This is a genomic window from Paenibacillus glycanilyticus NBRC 16618, from assembly GCF_004000805.1.
In the GTDB taxonomy this organism is placed as follows: Bacteria; Bacillota; Bacilli; order Paenibacillales; family Paenibacillaceae; genus Pristimantibacillus; species Pristimantibacillus glycanilyticus.
Genome location: NZ_BILY01000003.1, coordinates 172974 through 187846 on the forward strand (window position 1 = coordinate 172974; position 14873 = coordinate 187846).

Below are 14873 nucleotides of genomic sequence, written 5' to 3' on the forward strand. Positions count from 1 at the left end.
AAGGCGATTAGGCATGTTGGACGGTAAGCAAATGGCGCATCCCTTATTAACGAGGGATGCGCCATTTGACGCGGATGTCAGCCCGCTCATCCCAGGCGGCGCCGCGCCTTGCCGCATCGAGCAAAGGCTCGATGTACGGCGCCAGCGCGGCGTAGCTTGCCGTCGCCGCCATCGCTGCGGCGACGCCGTCGAGGCAGCCGGCGAGCTCCGCGCGGTCGCCGGCGTAATAGGCTGCGACATACCGCTCGTCAAGAGCCGGTATGTCGTGCAACGCATCCGCCTCGCGCGCGCAGAGAAGCGCAAGCGCGAAGGCGGCTTTCGCCGCGGCCGGCGACACGAGCCAGCTCGGCAGCGTCCGGTATTCGAAGCCGCCATGCGGCTGCTGGCGGTAATCGCCCAGGACGCCGTAGCGGGGGCGCCGCCCGCGGCCGGCGGGATCCTCGACCAGCGCCAGCGGGAACGCGGCGTAGCTGTCGAGCAGGCGCAGCAGGCGCGGCGTCAGCCGCACGCCGCTGAGATGGATATGCCCGCCGAGCGCAAGCCCCGGCACGGGCATGGCACCCGCGGCCCAGCGGAGGCTTGGGTCGCGGACAAGCCCGGCGGCGCGGAGCAGCAGCCGCCGGATGTTAGCCGTGAGCCCGGCCGGGTCAGCGGCCGGCTCGGGCCGGAGTTCGGCGACGGGATACATCAGCCGTCGCCCGATCAGCATGACGTCGCTGCCAGCGGCGCCGCCGACACCTCCCAAATACCGGGAGGCCGGAGCAACCTTGCCATCCGGCCGAATAAACACAAATTCCGGATCCGCCCCGATAAGCAGCGGCGCTTCCTGGAGCTCCGCTTCAGCCTCTTGCTGCTGCAGCGGAGTTATTTTGCGCCTCCTTGCCGCTCTCATCGATACGCGGCCGTCCGAGCCCAGCGCAACATCCGCTTCTCCCGCATCCATGCCTACTGCGTAAAGTCCGGCGATCGCTCTACGGATCACCCTCCGGAGCACGGGATCCGCCGGCCATTCGGCCGGATGTCCGCCAGTGGCGGCGGCAATCGGTTCTCCGCTGCCTAACGTCCTGCCTGCCCCGTTAATCCGCTTAAGCTCAATCAGCGCAAGATCGGCTGCTTGAACGCGGTATAAACGTTCATCCCCCTGCTGCTCCCGGTAAAGACCGGCCCGAAGCCACCTTGCCTGCATCTCGGCTTCCGTCAAAGCAATTGCCCGCCGTTCGTTCTCAAGCCGGTTCAGCCGGTTGCCAGCCATACCCGCCACCTTCTTTTCATTGGATTCGATAACGACTAAGGGCATGCGGCGAATGCCCAAATTAGATGAATTCAACAAAAAGAGGGCTTTCGCCCTCGAATTTACCGCCTTAGCGGCATATCTTACAGTACAGAAGCGGATATGGGCTTCCGGCTTACAGATCGTCGTCCAGTAAGTCGGGATCCAGATCCTCGTAATCCCCGTCGCCGAGACCGAACTCAAGTTCTTTGCCGTCGTCGTAGCCGCCCGGGAAGCAGGCTACCCAAACTTTAGTCTCGGCGATCATTTCAACCGCATACTCGCGCTCAACGCGAACGACAACGCCGGAACCGCTTGACGAGATGTTGGCCTCAATGCAGTTAGGCTCCTGAATGCAATCGGCGGATACCTCTTCCGTAGAAGACCGATGCTTAGGATCCAGGTAAGACAGAGGCACATGCTCTACGTAATGCACGGTTTCTTTTGCTACGTCCGTTTGCGAATTCTTGCTATACGAATACCAAATGTTGAGATCGTAAGTACCAATTACCTCAATTCCGTCGCCCGATCGAACCGCTTCATATTGGTGGTTGATTACCCACGCACCCAATATGCTGGTCGGGTGATGAGGCGGTGTTACGGTATGAGAGACAGTGGAAAACTTACGACCTTTCCCGCAGACAGCTTTCGTTATAATCTCTCTACCTTGTAGCTGTTTATCTGCAAATGTCATCGATTTAACCTCCTCCATACAATCATTCATTTAAAGTGTATGCAGGTCATTCGTCTAGGGTGACTGAATCTTTCCCGCGCCGCCACGAATTTTATCCCTCTTTATTTTATGGCTCCGCTTTGTCTAACATGACATTTCTTTTCTTTAATCGTTTGGCGATTGCCAAATATCTTTCAAGCTCCATCGTCATCTTCAATATAGCTGCGCGGAGCTCGAACTCATCGCGCGTGCGCGGAAGCTCCATCGACTTGTACAGCTGCCTCAATTCGGACAAGCGTTTCTCCGTTATCCCGCGGTACACCTCGGACTTCACTTCCCCGGACAGAAGCTCCAGCAGCTCGGCAAGCGGTTCGTTCTGCGGCAGCTTCTCGTAGACGAGCGCCAGCTCCTCCAGCATCGCCTGCACCGACTCGAGCTGCAGACGCCGCATTTCGAAGTATGTGGACCAATAATGCTCCTGCCCGAAAAGCCGGTTCTCCTTGTTCAGCACGGCCCGGCGGGCCCCTTCATTTATAATCCGGTGAACCTCCAGCAGCTCGCTGCCATTCCAAATATGCGAAGGGTCGCGCAGCGTACTGCCCATCTCGGTGAAAATATCGCCAAAAAGCTTCTCGACGGAAGCTTTGAGCGATTCGAGCAGATGCTGATCCTTCGGCATATAGATGAAATTGATCACGGTTGCCCAGCCCAGACCGCAGATCATGAGCAGCACTTCGTTTTCCAATACGTCAACGGTGACTTCCCCATGAGCGAACAGCTGGAATACGATAACCGCGCTGGTTACGATGCCGTCCTTTAGTTGAAAACGTGCCAATACCGGGAACGTCATCAAAATGAATAACGCCACTACCCAAATATGAAAGCCAAAGATCGTAAAGACCAAAGAGGCAAAAAAAAGTCCCAGCGAAGAAGCGACGAAGCGCTCAACAGCGCTCTTCAGCCCTTTCATCCGGCTGACTTCTACACCGAGAATAGCAAGAATACCCGCACCAAGCGGCGGATCCAAGTTCAAATATACAGCCGAATAAATGGCGATAATGGCTGCTAAAGCTGTTTTGATAATGCGAATGCCCACTTATTTCCCTCACGTTCGGATAGATTAATACGCTTATCCTAACGCTCCCGCCAGCCTGACGTCAACTTACGTTCCAATATCGCCACAAGTTGATACATAATCGTTGCGACTACGGCAATGACAATCAGAGTGGATAAGACGAGGGTGAAGTTAAATACCTGGAAGCCGTAAATCATCAGATAGCCGAGTCCAAGCTTGGCGACCAGAAATTCGCCGACGATAACCCCGATCCAGGCGAGACCTACATTGACTTTTAAAGCCGATATAATGACCGGAAAAGAGGCAGGCAGAATGACAAGCCGGAACAGCTGCGCCCTGCTCGCGCCAAACAGCCGGACCACCTTGATATAACCCGCTTCAATCTCTCTGAACCGGTTGTATATATTAATCGTTGTGATAATAACCGTTACCGACAAGGTTACCGCCACAATCGAAGTAAAGCCCGGTCCGAGCGTAACGATGAAGAGCGGCCCAAGCGCAACCTTCGGCAAACTGTTTAAAACGACCAGATAAGGGTCCAGTACTCTCGATAAAAAAGGAAACCACCACAATAGCGCCGCGATTCCGGTACCGACCAGGGTACCGAGCAGAAATCCGATAATCGTCTCGGACACGGTCATTCCGATATGCGGCCAGATCGAGCCGTCCGCCATCGAATTCCATAGCTGATTGATGATTTTCGTCGGGTAGCTGAAAAGCAGAGGATCGATCCACTTTTGTCTGCCTGCCGCTTCCCATAGGGCAATGAACAGCAGCAAGATCGCAATCTGTGTTGTGCCTACGGCTGCAGTGACCCGTCTAGCTTTTTGCTTGAACTGCGAATGAAGCTGTTTCATACCGCTCTCGCGGTCTTCCTCAACGCCGGATAACCATACGTTCTTGCCCGATTTCTCTTCCTTAGGCATGCCCTCCGCCTCCTTCCGCCCGGTTAAGCTCTGCCCACAGCTGATCGAATACATCCTGAAAGCCCGGAAGCTTGCGCGCCTCCATCGGCGTGGCCTGACGGATTTCGTCCGGCACCACAAGCTCCTTCACGATTCTGCCCGGGTTAGCGGCCAGCACGATTACCCGGTCGCTCATGGCCGCGGCTTCCGCCAGGTCGTGAGTAACGAGAACGGCTGTTTTGCCAAGACGCTTAAGCGTTTCGTCTACCAGATCTTCAAGCTGAAGCTTGATATGCAGATCCAGCGCGGAAAAAGGTTCATCCAGCAGCATCACTTCCGGATTAGTCGCCAGCATCCGGGCCAAGGCAACACGCTGCCGCATGCCGCCCGAAAGCTCATGAGGGTACTTCCCGCCCGAACCAGGCAGCCCCAGCTCCGTCAGCAGCCGGTCTACTTCCTTCATCGCCGCGGCCGTCTTCCCGCCGGCAATTTCCAGGCCGATTGCGGCATTATCCCGGATCGTCCGCCACGGGAACAGGAAATCCTGCTGCAGCATATAGCCGACGAGCCTTGACGGGCCAAGGACAGGCGCTCCCGCGAGAAGCACCTGCCCTCCGGTTGGAGGAAATAAACCCGCAAGCATGCTGAGAATCGTTGTTTTACCGCAGCCGCTCGGACCGACGAGGCTGACGAACTCACCGCGCCGAACCGTCAAATTCAAATTCTCGACGGCCAAGGAAGCACCCTTTTCGTTGACGTAGACATGGGACACATCCTTCAGCTCCAGCCGATTATCTTCGCCAGCCATCGAAAGTCCCCCTTATTTTATTTCTTAACGTCTTCTATCGATTTCTCGGCAAAGCTGTTATCCACGATTTTGCCGTACTCGGTACGTTCCTTCAGCTCGCCGGCCTGAGTCATCACGTCAAGAAGGTTATTCCATTCGCCTTCGTCAATTACGGGATCGGTTGCGTAGGAGCCTTGTTGCTTGTAGCGGTCAATGGAGCTGACCAGGATGTCTTTATCCACGTTGTCAAAGTAAGGGGCTACAACGTCCGCAATCGTTGCGGCATCGTTTTCCTGTACCCACAGCTGCGCGCGGTGTATGGCATCGGTGAACGATTGGATCGCGGCATTATTTTTCTTGATATAGCTTTGTTTCGCCATAAAGACGGTGTAAGGCAGATGCCCGCTTTCTACGCCAAAGGAGGCAACCACCTTGCCCGTTCCTTGCTTCTCGAATACGGAAGCCGTTGGTTCAAACAGCTGTACATAGTCGCCCGTGCCGGAAGCGAATGCAGGCGCGATATTGGCAAAATCGACGTTTTGAATCAGCTCCAGATCCGCATGCGGGTCAATGTTATGCTTTCTTAACGTGAATTCGCCCGCCATTTGCGGCATTCCGCCTTTTCTTTGGCCGAGGAACGTCGCGCCTTTCAGGTTGTTCCAATCAAAGTTTGCATCATTCCGGGCAACCAGGAACGTACCGTCGGTTTGCGTCAATTGAGCAAAGTTGATAACCGGGTCGTCAGAGCCCTGTTGGTACACATAAATCGACGTTTCCGAACCGACAAGCGCAACGTCAATCGTGTTGGAGAGCAGCGCGGTCATCGTTTTGTCCCCGCCTGCCGTTGTCGTCAGCGTAACGTCCAGCCCTTCATCGGCAAAAAATCCTTTCGCCAGAGCTACATACTCCGGAGCGTAAAAGACCGACCTCGTTACTTCGCCGATGGTCAGCTTCACCTTCTCCGAGCTTCCCTTGCCGCAGCCGGCCAGCGCGGCTGTTGTCGTCAGCGCCACAATGAGGAGCAGCGACAGCCATAGCTTCCTTCTCATCCGTTAACCTCCCGTGAATACTCAATTAAAGTAAGTAGTAAGTACGATAGCCTATGCAGGAGCAAAAAAGTCGGTGCATTCCGAACAATGGAGACCCTGTATAGCAAGTGGGCACTCCGAAGTTGTGATCCTTAAACAAAAGCTAACGGAACACAAAAAAAAGAGCCGCCCCAACAAGGGACGGCTGCTTTCCATTACAGCTTATAAATATCTTTATATTTGCGCTCGAGATAAGTGACCAGATGCTGAGGATCCAGCGGCTTGCCGGTAACGCTTTGGATCAGCTCCGACGGCGACTTCAGCTTGCCGTACTTGTAGATGCGCTCGGTGAGCCATTCCTTAATCGGTAGCAGCTCGCCGCGGCCGACCAGATTCCAGAAGCCGTCAAGCTCGCGCTCCATTGTGTCCGCGATTTGCGCGGCGTACATATTGCCGAGCGAATACGACGGGAAGTAGCCGAACGCGCCGCCGGACCAGTGAACGTCCTGCAGCACGCCTTCCGCATTAGTCGGAGGAACGATGCCCAGGTACTCTTTGTACTTGTCGTTCCAGATCGCCGGCAGATCGGCTGCTTTTGCGCCTTCATTAAAGATCATTTTCTCGATCTCGTAACGAATAATAATGTGCAGGTTGTATGTCAGTTCGTCCGCTTCGATCCGGATCAGGGAAGGCTGCACGACGTTGATGCCGCGGTAGAACTGTTCCACCGATACATCAAGCTGGCCGGGGAATTTCTCCTGCAGCTTGCCGAAATACTGTTCCCAGAACGGCTTGCTGCGGCCGATGACATTTTCCCAGAAACGCGACTGCGATTCGTGGATTCCCATCGAGGTGCCCGTGCACAGCGTAGTGCCGATCAGCTCGGGCATAATATTTTGCTCGTACAAGGCATGCCCGCCTTCATGAATGGTACCGAACAGCGCGCTGGTCACATCGTCTTCCAGGTAACGGGTCGTAATGCGGACATCGCCCGGGTTAAGCCCGGTTGCAAACGGATGAACGCTTTCGTCGAGGCGGCCGGCTTCGAAGTTGTAGCCCATCTGGTTCAAGATATACAAGCTGAACGCTTTTTGCGCTTGCTTATCGTATTTTTGCCCGAGGAAGGAAGTATCCGGCTGATGCGGGGACGCCGCGATTGCCGCAGCAAGCGGCACCAGCTGCTCGCGCAAGCCGCCGAATACGCGGTCCAGCTCTGCCGTCGTCATTCCAGGTTCATACTGGTCAAGCAAGGTATCATAACGGGTTGCCTTCGGCCCCCACAGATCAATAAATTGCTGCGTATAATCGATTACTTTTTCGAGAAGCGGCTGGAAGCTGGCGTAATCGTTGCTTGCTTTGGCTTCCTCCCACTTGGATTCCGCCTGCGAAGCAAGCACAACGTATTCCTGATAGAGCTTTGGTGGAATTTTGACGCTTCGATCGTAGTCTTTGCGCGTTTCGCTAACGAGCTTCCGTTCAATATCGGATAACTGCTCCCGGGCAGCAGGCTGCTCCAGCTCGTTCAAATATTCGCCAAGCTCGGGCGAGGTCGAAAGCTTGAACATGTCGCCGGACAAAGCGCCGATAACCTCCGAGCGGGTATCCATTCCTTTTCGCGGCGCCCCGGTCCGAAGATCCCAATACAGAACGCCTAACGCTTCCTCGTAGCTTTTAATTTTACGGATTGTCTCCAAAAATTTTGCGGTTGTTTCCTTATGTACGGTCATTATTCCATCCACCTTCCCTATTCCAAATTTGCTCATTTTGAACAGAGCCTATCTTGATCTTAACGATTACAAAACGTATAATCAACTTTAACCTTTTTTTGTCGTTAATAGAGTAGAGAGAAGGAGAGAATACTACATGCGCATAACCTTTACTCCTGCTGCCGCTAAGTCGCTGACCCCTTACATAGAGGATGGCCGCAAGCAGCTTAAGCTGCTGCATGATACCGAAGGCTGCGGCTGCGTCGTCAGCGGCGTTCCGGCCCTTCAGCTCATTGAAGAAGGCGGCCCGGATGACCGGCTTGCCCAGGGCGACCCGTTCCCCTTCTGGTACGAGCCTCGTCACGAAGTGTTTTTCGAGCCGGAGCTCCGCATTGATTACGATGCCGCGCGCGATGCGTACAGCCTCAAGAGCGACAGCCAGATCTATACGCTTGACCTTCGTTTTCTGAAGAACTAATATTTAATCGTTATTATTTAGGAGGTAATTCACATGAACAATCTGGAAAAAATCTTGAACCACAACAAAGCATTCGTCGAAAACAAGGAATACGAACAATATCTTACGGATAAGTTCCCTAACCGCAAAATCGTTGTAGTCACTTGCATGGATACCCGGCTTGTCGAGCTCCTTCCTAAAGCCTTGAACCTGAAAAACGGCGATGCCAAAATTATCAAAAACGCCGGCGCGATTATTACGCAGCCATTCGGCAACATTATGCGCAGCGTCCTTGTCGCGCTGTATGAGCTGAAAGCGGACGAAGTATTTATTATTGCGCACCACGGCTGCGGCATGACCGGCATCGATCCGGATACTGTAGTCGGCCATATGCTGGAACGCGGCATTTCCGAGCAAACGATCAATACGCTCCGTCATTCCGGCGTAGACCTGAACCGCTGGCTGACCGGCTTTGACAACCTGCGCGACAGCGTTGAGAAGAGCGTTAGCATCGTGCGCAACCACCCGCTTCTTCCGCCGAACACCCCGGTGCACGGCCTTGCCATTCACCCGGACACAGGCGCTCTTGACCTGATCGTGGACGGCTACCAAAAATAGACCAATCAAAAAAGGAACCGAAACCGTGGTTATTCCGCGGTCCGGTTCCTTTTCTTCGTTTCGATGGCTGCTGCCCTCTCCGCCAATACGTCACTGCGGTCTCGCAATTTGTGACGGTGAATCAACGCATCCGCATCCATGGGACTGCTGCTTCCCCATTCCGCTTGCAAGGATTGGCAAAGCTGAATGCATTGCCGCTCAAGCTCGGGGTCTTTTACGATAAGCGTTATGTCTTGATAAGGCGGCGATTGACCCATTTGCAGATTGTTGTATCTGCGCGACAGATCCGCGATAGCACGCGTTCCATCCAGTCCTAACCGTTCAAGCGAGGACCGATCCAGCTTTCCGAGTGCCTTTTCATACATTTTTAACGCACCCTTCGCATTGCCCCGCCGCTCATGATATTGCCCAACCGCAAGCTGGATGAGTCCCACCCAGAGCAATGCCCGCGGATCGCCCGGATGCTCCTTCCAGTACTCCTCCAGAAGTTCATGGCATTCGAAGAAATCCCGCGTCCCGTTAAACTCCGCCAAGTACGATACGTAGGCAGATGGATAATTCATAGGGGTTCTCTCCTTTGCATATATATGTTTTGGTACATTGTGTACAAAAATATTTTGAAACCTCCGTTAATATTAGCCGTAAATGTGTATCATAGCAATGATTGAGCTACACATTGAAGCAGGAGGAGACGTACACAATGAAAAAAGGGTTACTGGTCATCATGGCTTTCGCTTTGTTCCTGACTTTTGGTCTAGGCCAAGCGGATGCTGCAAAACGAGGCGGCGGATTCAAATCGCCAAAACAAAGCTACACGCAAACGCCTAAGAAACAAGCTAACGTACAGGAGTCTAATTCCGGTACCAAGACTGGGGCAACAACGAACAAAACCGGCGCAGCAACAACGAACAAAGGCTTTTTCAGCGGCGGCGGCTTTATGAAAGGGATGTTAATCGGCGGTCTCGCGGGCATGCTGTTCGGCGGTCTGCTTGGCAACATGGGCGGCATGGGTCAATTCTTCGGCCTCCTCATTAACCTGATTGCGATCTTTGTTCTGGTAAGAATCGTTATTTCGCTGTTCCGAATGTTCAAGAAGAAAAACAATCCCGATACGCGGAGACCTTACTAAATGATACGAATTTACACGGACGAAATTATTAATGCCGTTTGTCTGCATATGGCAGATCGAAGAGGCGTGCAACCTTCGGACGTGGAGGTGCAGCTGGCTTGGGACGAAGAGTACGGCTTCACCGCGGAAGTATGGGTTAGCGGTCGGAGCCAATATATCATTGAAGCGAATCTGCTCGAAGCCATCGAGCAATATATGTACCGGCAGTACAACCGCCGAGTCTTCCGCACCAACATTAAGCTGGATGTGGACGAAGAGGAAATGTGGGCGGATATCGAAGAGTAACCGGGCATGTGAAAGCCTCCAATCCTTAAGGGTTGGAGGCTTTTCTATTTCAATCAAGCGCAAGAGTTTCTAGGCGTCGCCAGACTGCTTCTCCTCTTGTCTCTTTCGGTCATTCGCCCATGCCTGATCAACGGCTTCTTGCGCAATATCCCGCTTCGGCAGATTCAGGTATATAATGAGCAGCAAGATCGAGTTCATCAAAGTTAATAGGAATGTAAGCACAAGCACGGGCGCTTCCCTCCGGTTCGTTTAAGCTTGCATTTACGTTTTCTGTCACAAGCCGCATTTTCCTATATCTTCTATCCTGTCCTTACATATTCCTCCTGTACTGGCCGCCAACTTCAAATAACGCATCCGTAATTTGGCCAATCGATGCGCTTTTTACAACCTCCATTAAGGCTTCGAACAGATTGCCTCCGGATACCGCCGCCTCCTTCAAAGCCTCCAAGGCGCCCGAGCATTCCTCCTGGTGTTTCATCTGAAAAGCCTGCAATTGGCGGATTTGAGCCCGCTTCTCTGTTTCCGTCGACCTTGCCAGCTCGATATCCGTGCGTAACTCTTCGGGGTTGGGATTGAGGAACGTGTTCACTCCGATAATCGGCAGCTCCCCGGCATGCTTTTTCTGCTCATAGAATAAGGATTCTTCCTGGATCTTCCCCCGCTGATACTGGGTTTCCATTGCGCCAAGAACGCCGCCGCGCTCATGGATGCGCAAAAATTCCTGCAGCACCGCTTCTTCCATCAGGTCGGTGAGCTCCTCCACGATAAAAGAGCCCTGCAGCGGATTCTCGTTCTTCGCCAGTCCAAACTCCCGGTTGATAATAAGCTGGATCGCCATCGCCCGGCGGACGGAATTTTCCGTAGGGGTGGTGACCGCCTCGTCATACGCATTGGTATGCAAGGAGTTGCAATTATCGTAGGTAGCCATTAACGCCTGCAGAGTAGTCCGTATATCGTTAAAATCCATCTCCTGCGCGTGCAGCGAGCGGCCTGATGTCTGGATATGGTATTTCAGCTTCTGGCTGCGTTCGTTAGCCCCGTATTTAAATTTCATGACGGTTGCCCAGATGCGCCGCGCCACGCGACCCATAACGCTGTATTCCGGATCAAGGCCATTGCTGAAGAAAAAGGATAGATTCGGAGCAAAATCATCGATAGACATGCCCCGCGCCAAATAATACTCGACGTAGGTAAAGCCGTTCGCAAGCGTAAACGCCAGCTGCGTGACCGGATTGGCGCCGGCCTCCGCGATGTGGTAACCGCTTATGCTGACGGAATAATAATGCCGTACGCCGTGATCGATGAAATATTGCTGGATGTCTCCCATCATTTTGAGCGAAAATTCCGTACTGAAAATGCAGGTATTCTGTCCCTGATCCTCCTTCAAAATATCGGCCTGCACCGTACCGCGAACGGATCGAAGCGCTCCAGCCTTAATGCTCCGGTATTCTGCTTCATCGGGCTGACGGCCGTTATCCGCGGCGAATTTTTCCACCTGCTGATCGATCGCCGTATTCATGAACATGGCCAGCAGGATAGGCGCCGGTCCGTTAATCGTCATCGATACGCTGACGGAAGGATGGCATAGATCAAAGCCTTCGTAAAGCTTTTTCATATCCTCAAGGGTACACACATTAACTCCGCTATTTCCGATTCTTCCGTATATATCGGGCCGGTCGCTCGGATCCTGGCCGTATAAGGTTACGCTGTCGAAGGCGGTGGATAACCGCTTGGCTTCGTCATTCCGGCATAAATAGTGGAACCGGCGGTTCGTCCTCTCGGGTGATCCTTCTCCCGCAAACTGGCGTTTAGGCTCTTCGTCGGTTCGCTTGAAGGCAAATACGCCAGCCGTATAAGGAAAATACCCGGGCAGGTTCTCCTTCAGAAGCCAGCGGAGAAGCTCGCCCGACTCATGGAATTTGGGGAGACTGACTCTGGGCACCGCGCTGCCCGAAAGCGATTCCAGTACAACCGGCCGGTAAAGATTGCGAATGGTCGGCCAATCGGCCAGCTGCTTCCGGCAATCCGGGCGCAGCTGTTCTTCCCATTCTGCCGCCATTGCATCAAGCTTATCCGCGAAAAGCGCCGTTTCCTCTCTCGTTAGAAGCCGTTCCTGATTGGCATAAATTAGCTGCCTTGTGCCCTTCAGCTGAGCAAGCGTGCGGACAACCGCAACCTGATCCTCGATATCCTTCTTATACTGCCGGACCGTCTGAACAATCTCGCGCAAATATCCGGTTCGTTCCTGCGGAATAATCAGGTTTCTCTTGGTTGCTCTAATACCGGAATCCTCAAGCCGAAACGGCCAGCTTCCGCCCATTTTGTCCTGGGCAAGCTCCATCACATGCCGGAAGAGCATCGTTACGCCGGGATCGTTGAATTGACTCGCCATCGTCCCGAATACCGGAAGCTCCTCGTTGGGAACCCTGTCAAGCCTTCTGCTTCGCTTGTACTGCTTGCGGACATCCCTCAAGGCATCCTCTGATCCTTGGCGTTCAAATTTGTTAATGACGATAATGTCGGCGTAATCAATCATATCAATCTTCTCCAGCTGGCTAGGTGCTCCGTATTCGCTGGTCATGACATACATGGCAATATCGCATAGCTCTACAATGGCAGCATCTCCTTGGCCAATTCCGCTAGTCTCGACAATTACAAAGTCGTAGCCCGCTTGCTTGACGATCGCGATCGCGTCACCTGTGGCTTCGCTGATCTCCGACCTGGATTTCCTTGTCGCCATGCTGCGCATGTAAGCACGCGGATCATGTATGGCGTTCATTCGGATCCTGTCCCCAAGAAGAGCCCCGCCGGATTTCATCTTCGTTGGATCTACCGAAATGACGGCAATCGAACGGTTCGGAAAATAGTCCAGGAACCGGCGCACAAGCTCATCCGTCAAGGAGCTTTTGCCGGCGCCGCCCGTTCCGGTTATCCCTATCACAGGCACGCCGGGAACTTGTTCCTTCAGCTGTTGCAATACATTTACGGTACCGTCATCTGCGGAAACGCCCGCCGCCATATCCTCGGCTGAAGAGATCAGTCTTGCAATCGCTCCCCAGTTGCGCTGCTTCACCAGCTTAAGATCCTGTTCAGCCTGTCTCGGCGTCGGATGATCGCAAGCTTCGATCATGGCATTGATCATCCCCTGCAGCCCCATCCTACGGCCATCCTCAGGGGAAAACACTTTGGCGACGCCGTAACGCTCCAACGCCTCAATCTCGGAGGGAATAATAACGCCGCCTCCGCCTGCGAATAGTTTGATATGTCCGGCTCCGGCTTGCTTCAGCACATCCATCATATAGGTTAAATATTCGATATGACCGCCTTGGTAGGAGCTTATCGCAATCCCCTGGACATCCTCTTGTATCGCTGCGCTGGCCACTTCCTGAACCGACCGGTTATGGCCGAGATGAATAACTTCGACCCCGGAGGCTTGCAGAATCCGCCTCATAATGTTGATTGATGCGTCATGCCCGTCAAATAAAGCGGCTGCCGTAATAAATCGCACATGGTTTTGCGGGCGATATACGGGTATTTCCATGCTGGTTCCCGCCCTTCCGATCCGGTTATATCGCTTCGACTCCATCCATCCTAGTATTACAATATTCGCTTGCGGGCAAGTGATGCTTGATTCAAATGGCATTTACAATCGAACGTGTTTGCGGAAAAAAGGCCGCTTCCAATGTGACATGGAAACGGCCTTTTCGTTATGCTTTGCGGAATGCCAATACCGCATTGACTCCGCCGAAGCCGTAGGAATTCGATACGGCTGCCTCTGCCTTCACTTCTCTTGCTTGCCTGGCGACCAGATCAATCTCGGCCTCCGGATCCGGATCATTCAAGTTCGTCGTTGGCGGAAGCCAGCCCTGGTTCAAGGAAAGCAGCGTAATCGCCGCTTCTATTGCGCCGGAAGCTCCAAGCGGATGCCCGTACAAACCTTTTGTTCCGCTGACCGCAACCGGACGGCTGCCGAATACGCTTCGGATCACCTTTGATTCCGTCACGTCATTAAGCAGCGTTGAAGATCCGTGCGCATTGACGTACGAGACGTCATCCGGCGACATATCCGCGCTCGAGAGCGCCAGCCTAAGCGCCCGGGCAGCTTGCGCGCCCGTGGGAAGCGGCGCGCTCATATGATGGGCGTCGTTTGTTAATCCAAATCCCGCAAGCTCGCCATAGATCCTTGCACCGCGGGCACGGGCATGATGCTCGGCCTCGATAACAAGAATAGCGGAGCCTTCTCCCATCACAAAGCCGTCCCGGTTCCGGTCAAACGGTCTGCTTGCGCTTGCCGGTTCTTCATTGCGAGTCGACATCGCGCGCAGCATATCGAATGCGCCGAAGGATAAAGGAGCGAGCGGCGCTTCCGAGCCGCCCGCCAGCACGACGTCCGCTTCGCCGCGCTTGATGGCCTGCAATGCCCTGCCGATGGCAACCGCACCCGAGCCGCAGGACATCGAATTCGTCTCGTTTGGTCCGGTAAATCCGAACTCCATGGCTAGATTGCAGGAGGCTGCCCCGCCGAATACGGAAAACCCAAGCGTTGGGGACACCGAACGGAAGCCGCCATGGAAATATTGCCCGCATTGTTCCTCCGCAAAGGCGATACCGCCTAGTGCCGAGCCCATAAAGACGCCGGCCCGCTCGGTTTCCAGATCCTCCGCATCCAATCCGGAATCGCGAAGCGCCATAATGCCGCCGGCTACCGCAAGCTGGGAGTAACGGTCCATCCGGTGCGCCCGCTTCTTATCCATAAATGCCGTCGCGTCGAAATGCGGAATTTGCGCGGCAATCCGGCTGCGAAGCCCTTCCGGCACAAATCGGTCAATCGGTTTGACCGCGCTTTCTCCCCGCTGCACGCCTGCCCATAACGCTTCGACTCCTATGCCAATCGGGGTTACGCAGCCGATGCCGGTTACCACTGCTCTAATCTCGTTCAT

15 protein-coding genes are annotated in these 14873 nt (G+C 54.0%); 4 read left to right on the top strand and 11 right to left on the bottom strand.

What is annotated here, in order from left to right; all coding sequences use genetic code 11:
• Positions 1 to 46: 46 nt before the first annotated feature.
• From PGL01S_RS03460 to PGL01S_RS03490, 7 genes are all read right to left on the bottom strand, one after another.
• On the bottom strand, positions 47 to 1474 hold the full coding sequence (locus tag PGL01S_RS03460; RefSeq protein ID WP_127491412.1) for a putative amidoligase domain-containing protein: 1428 nt from the start codon (positions 1472 to 1474) through the stop codon (positions 47 to 49).
• Entirely contained in the window at positions 1407 to 1964 is a 558-nt protein-coding gene (locus PGL01S_RS03465) for an outer spore coat protein CotE (RefSeq protein ID WP_127491414.1), read from the bottom strand. The genes PGL01S_RS03460 and PGL01S_RS03465 overlap by 68 nt, the downstream gene beginning before the upstream one ends.
• A 106-nt stretch (positions 1965 to 2070) precedes the next feature.
• Positions 2071 to 3039 carry an aromatic acid exporter family protein gene (locus PGL01S_RS03470; protein ID WP_127491416.1) on the bottom strand — a complete coding sequence of 323 codons (969 nt, stop codon included), beginning with the start codon at positions 3037 to 3039 and terminating at the stop codon, positions 2071 to 2073.
• Between the two features lie 38 nt (positions 3040 to 3077).
• On the bottom strand, positions 3078 to 3944 hold the full coding sequence (locus tag PGL01S_RS03475; RefSeq protein ID WP_127491418.1) for an ABC transporter permease: 867 nt from the start codon (positions 3942 to 3944) through the stop codon (positions 3078 to 3080).
• Positions 3937 to 4731 carry an ABC transporter ATP-binding protein gene (locus tag PGL01S_RS03480; protein WP_127491421.1) on the bottom strand — a complete coding sequence of 265 codons (795 nt, stop codon included), beginning with the start codon at positions 4729 to 4731 and terminating at the stop codon, positions 3937 to 3939. Before PGL01S_RS03480 ends, PGL01S_RS03475 begins: the two co-directional genes overlap by 8 nt.
• Positions 4732 to 4748: 17 nt before the next feature.
• Positions 4749 to 5759: an ABC transporter substrate-binding protein gene (locus PGL01S_RS03485; RefSeq protein WP_127491423.1), complete on the bottom strand. Its 1011-nt coding sequence runs from the start codon at positions 5757 to 5759 to the stop codon at positions 4749 to 4751.
• A gap of 194 nt (positions 5760 to 5953) precedes the next feature.
• The gene (locus PGL01S_RS03490) at positions 5954 to 7465 is read right to left on the bottom strand and encodes a carboxypeptidase M32 (protein WP_127491425.1); all 1512 of its coding nucleotides are present in this window, start codon (positions 7463 to 7465) and stop codon (positions 5954 to 5956) included.
• Positions 7466 to 7601: 136 nt separating this feature from the next.
• Between PGL01S_RS03490 and PGL01S_RS03495 the strand changes: the two genes are divergently transcribed.
• Entirely contained in the window at positions 7602 to 7922 is a 321-nt protein-coding gene (locus PGL01S_RS03495) for an iron-sulfur cluster biosynthesis family protein (protein WP_127491427.1), read from the top strand.
• Between the two features lie 33 nt (positions 7923 to 7955).
• Positions 7956 to 8519 (top strand): beta-class carbonic anhydrase, encoded by a 564-nt coding sequence (locus PGL01S_RS03500; protein WP_127491429.1) that lies wholly within the window; start codon positions 7956 to 7958, stop codon positions 8517 to 8519.
• A 29-nt stretch (positions 8520 to 8548) separates the two neighbouring features.
• Here the strand turns inward: PGL01S_RS03500 and PGL01S_RS03505 are convergent, their stop codons facing one another.
• Positions 8549 to 9082 (bottom strand): DUF309 domain-containing protein, encoded by a 534-nt coding sequence (locus PGL01S_RS03505; protein ID WP_127491431.1) that lies wholly within the window; start codon positions 9080 to 9082, stop codon positions 8549 to 8551.
• 137 nt (positions 9083 to 9219) lie between these two features.
• On the opposite strand from PGL01S_RS03505, the gene PGL01S_RS03510 reads away from it, so the two are divergent.
• Together PGL01S_RS03510 and PGL01S_RS03515 are read left to right on the top strand one after the other, a co-directional pair.
• A complete protein-coding gene (locus PGL01S_RS03510; RefSeq protein ID WP_127491433.1) occupies positions 9220 to 9648 on the top strand; it encodes a hypothetical protein in 429 nt (142 codons plus the stop codon).
• The gene (locus tag PGL01S_RS03515; protein ID WP_127491435.1) at positions 9649 to 9933 is read left to right on the top strand and encodes a YxcD family protein; all 285 of its coding nucleotides are present in this window, start codon (positions 9649 to 9651) and stop codon (positions 9931 to 9933) included.
• 69 nt (positions 9934 to 10002) lie between these two features.
• Here the strand turns inward: PGL01S_RS03515 and PGL01S_RS30735 are convergent, their stop codons facing one another.
• From PGL01S_RS30735 to PGL01S_RS03525, 3 genes are all read right to left on the bottom strand, one after another.
• Complete coding sequence (locus tag PGL01S_RS30735; protein ID WP_164775362.1) at positions 10003 to 10161, bottom strand: hypothetical protein; 159 nt, start codon at positions 10159 to 10161, stop codon at positions 10003 to 10005.
• A gap of 82 nt (positions 10162 to 10243) precedes the next feature.
• Positions 10244 to 13474 (bottom strand): fused isobutyryl-CoA mutase/GTPase IcmF, encoded by a 3231-nt coding sequence (gene icmF, locus PGL01S_RS03520; protein WP_127491437.1) that lies wholly within the window; start codon positions 13472 to 13474, stop codon positions 10244 to 10246.
• 166 nt (positions 13475 to 13640) lie between these two features.
• Positions 13641 to 14873 (bottom strand): beta-ketoacyl-[acyl-carrier-protein] synthase family protein, encoded by a 1233-nt coding sequence (locus PGL01S_RS03525; protein ID WP_127491439.1) that lies wholly within the window; start codon positions 14871 to 14873, stop codon positions 13641 to 13643.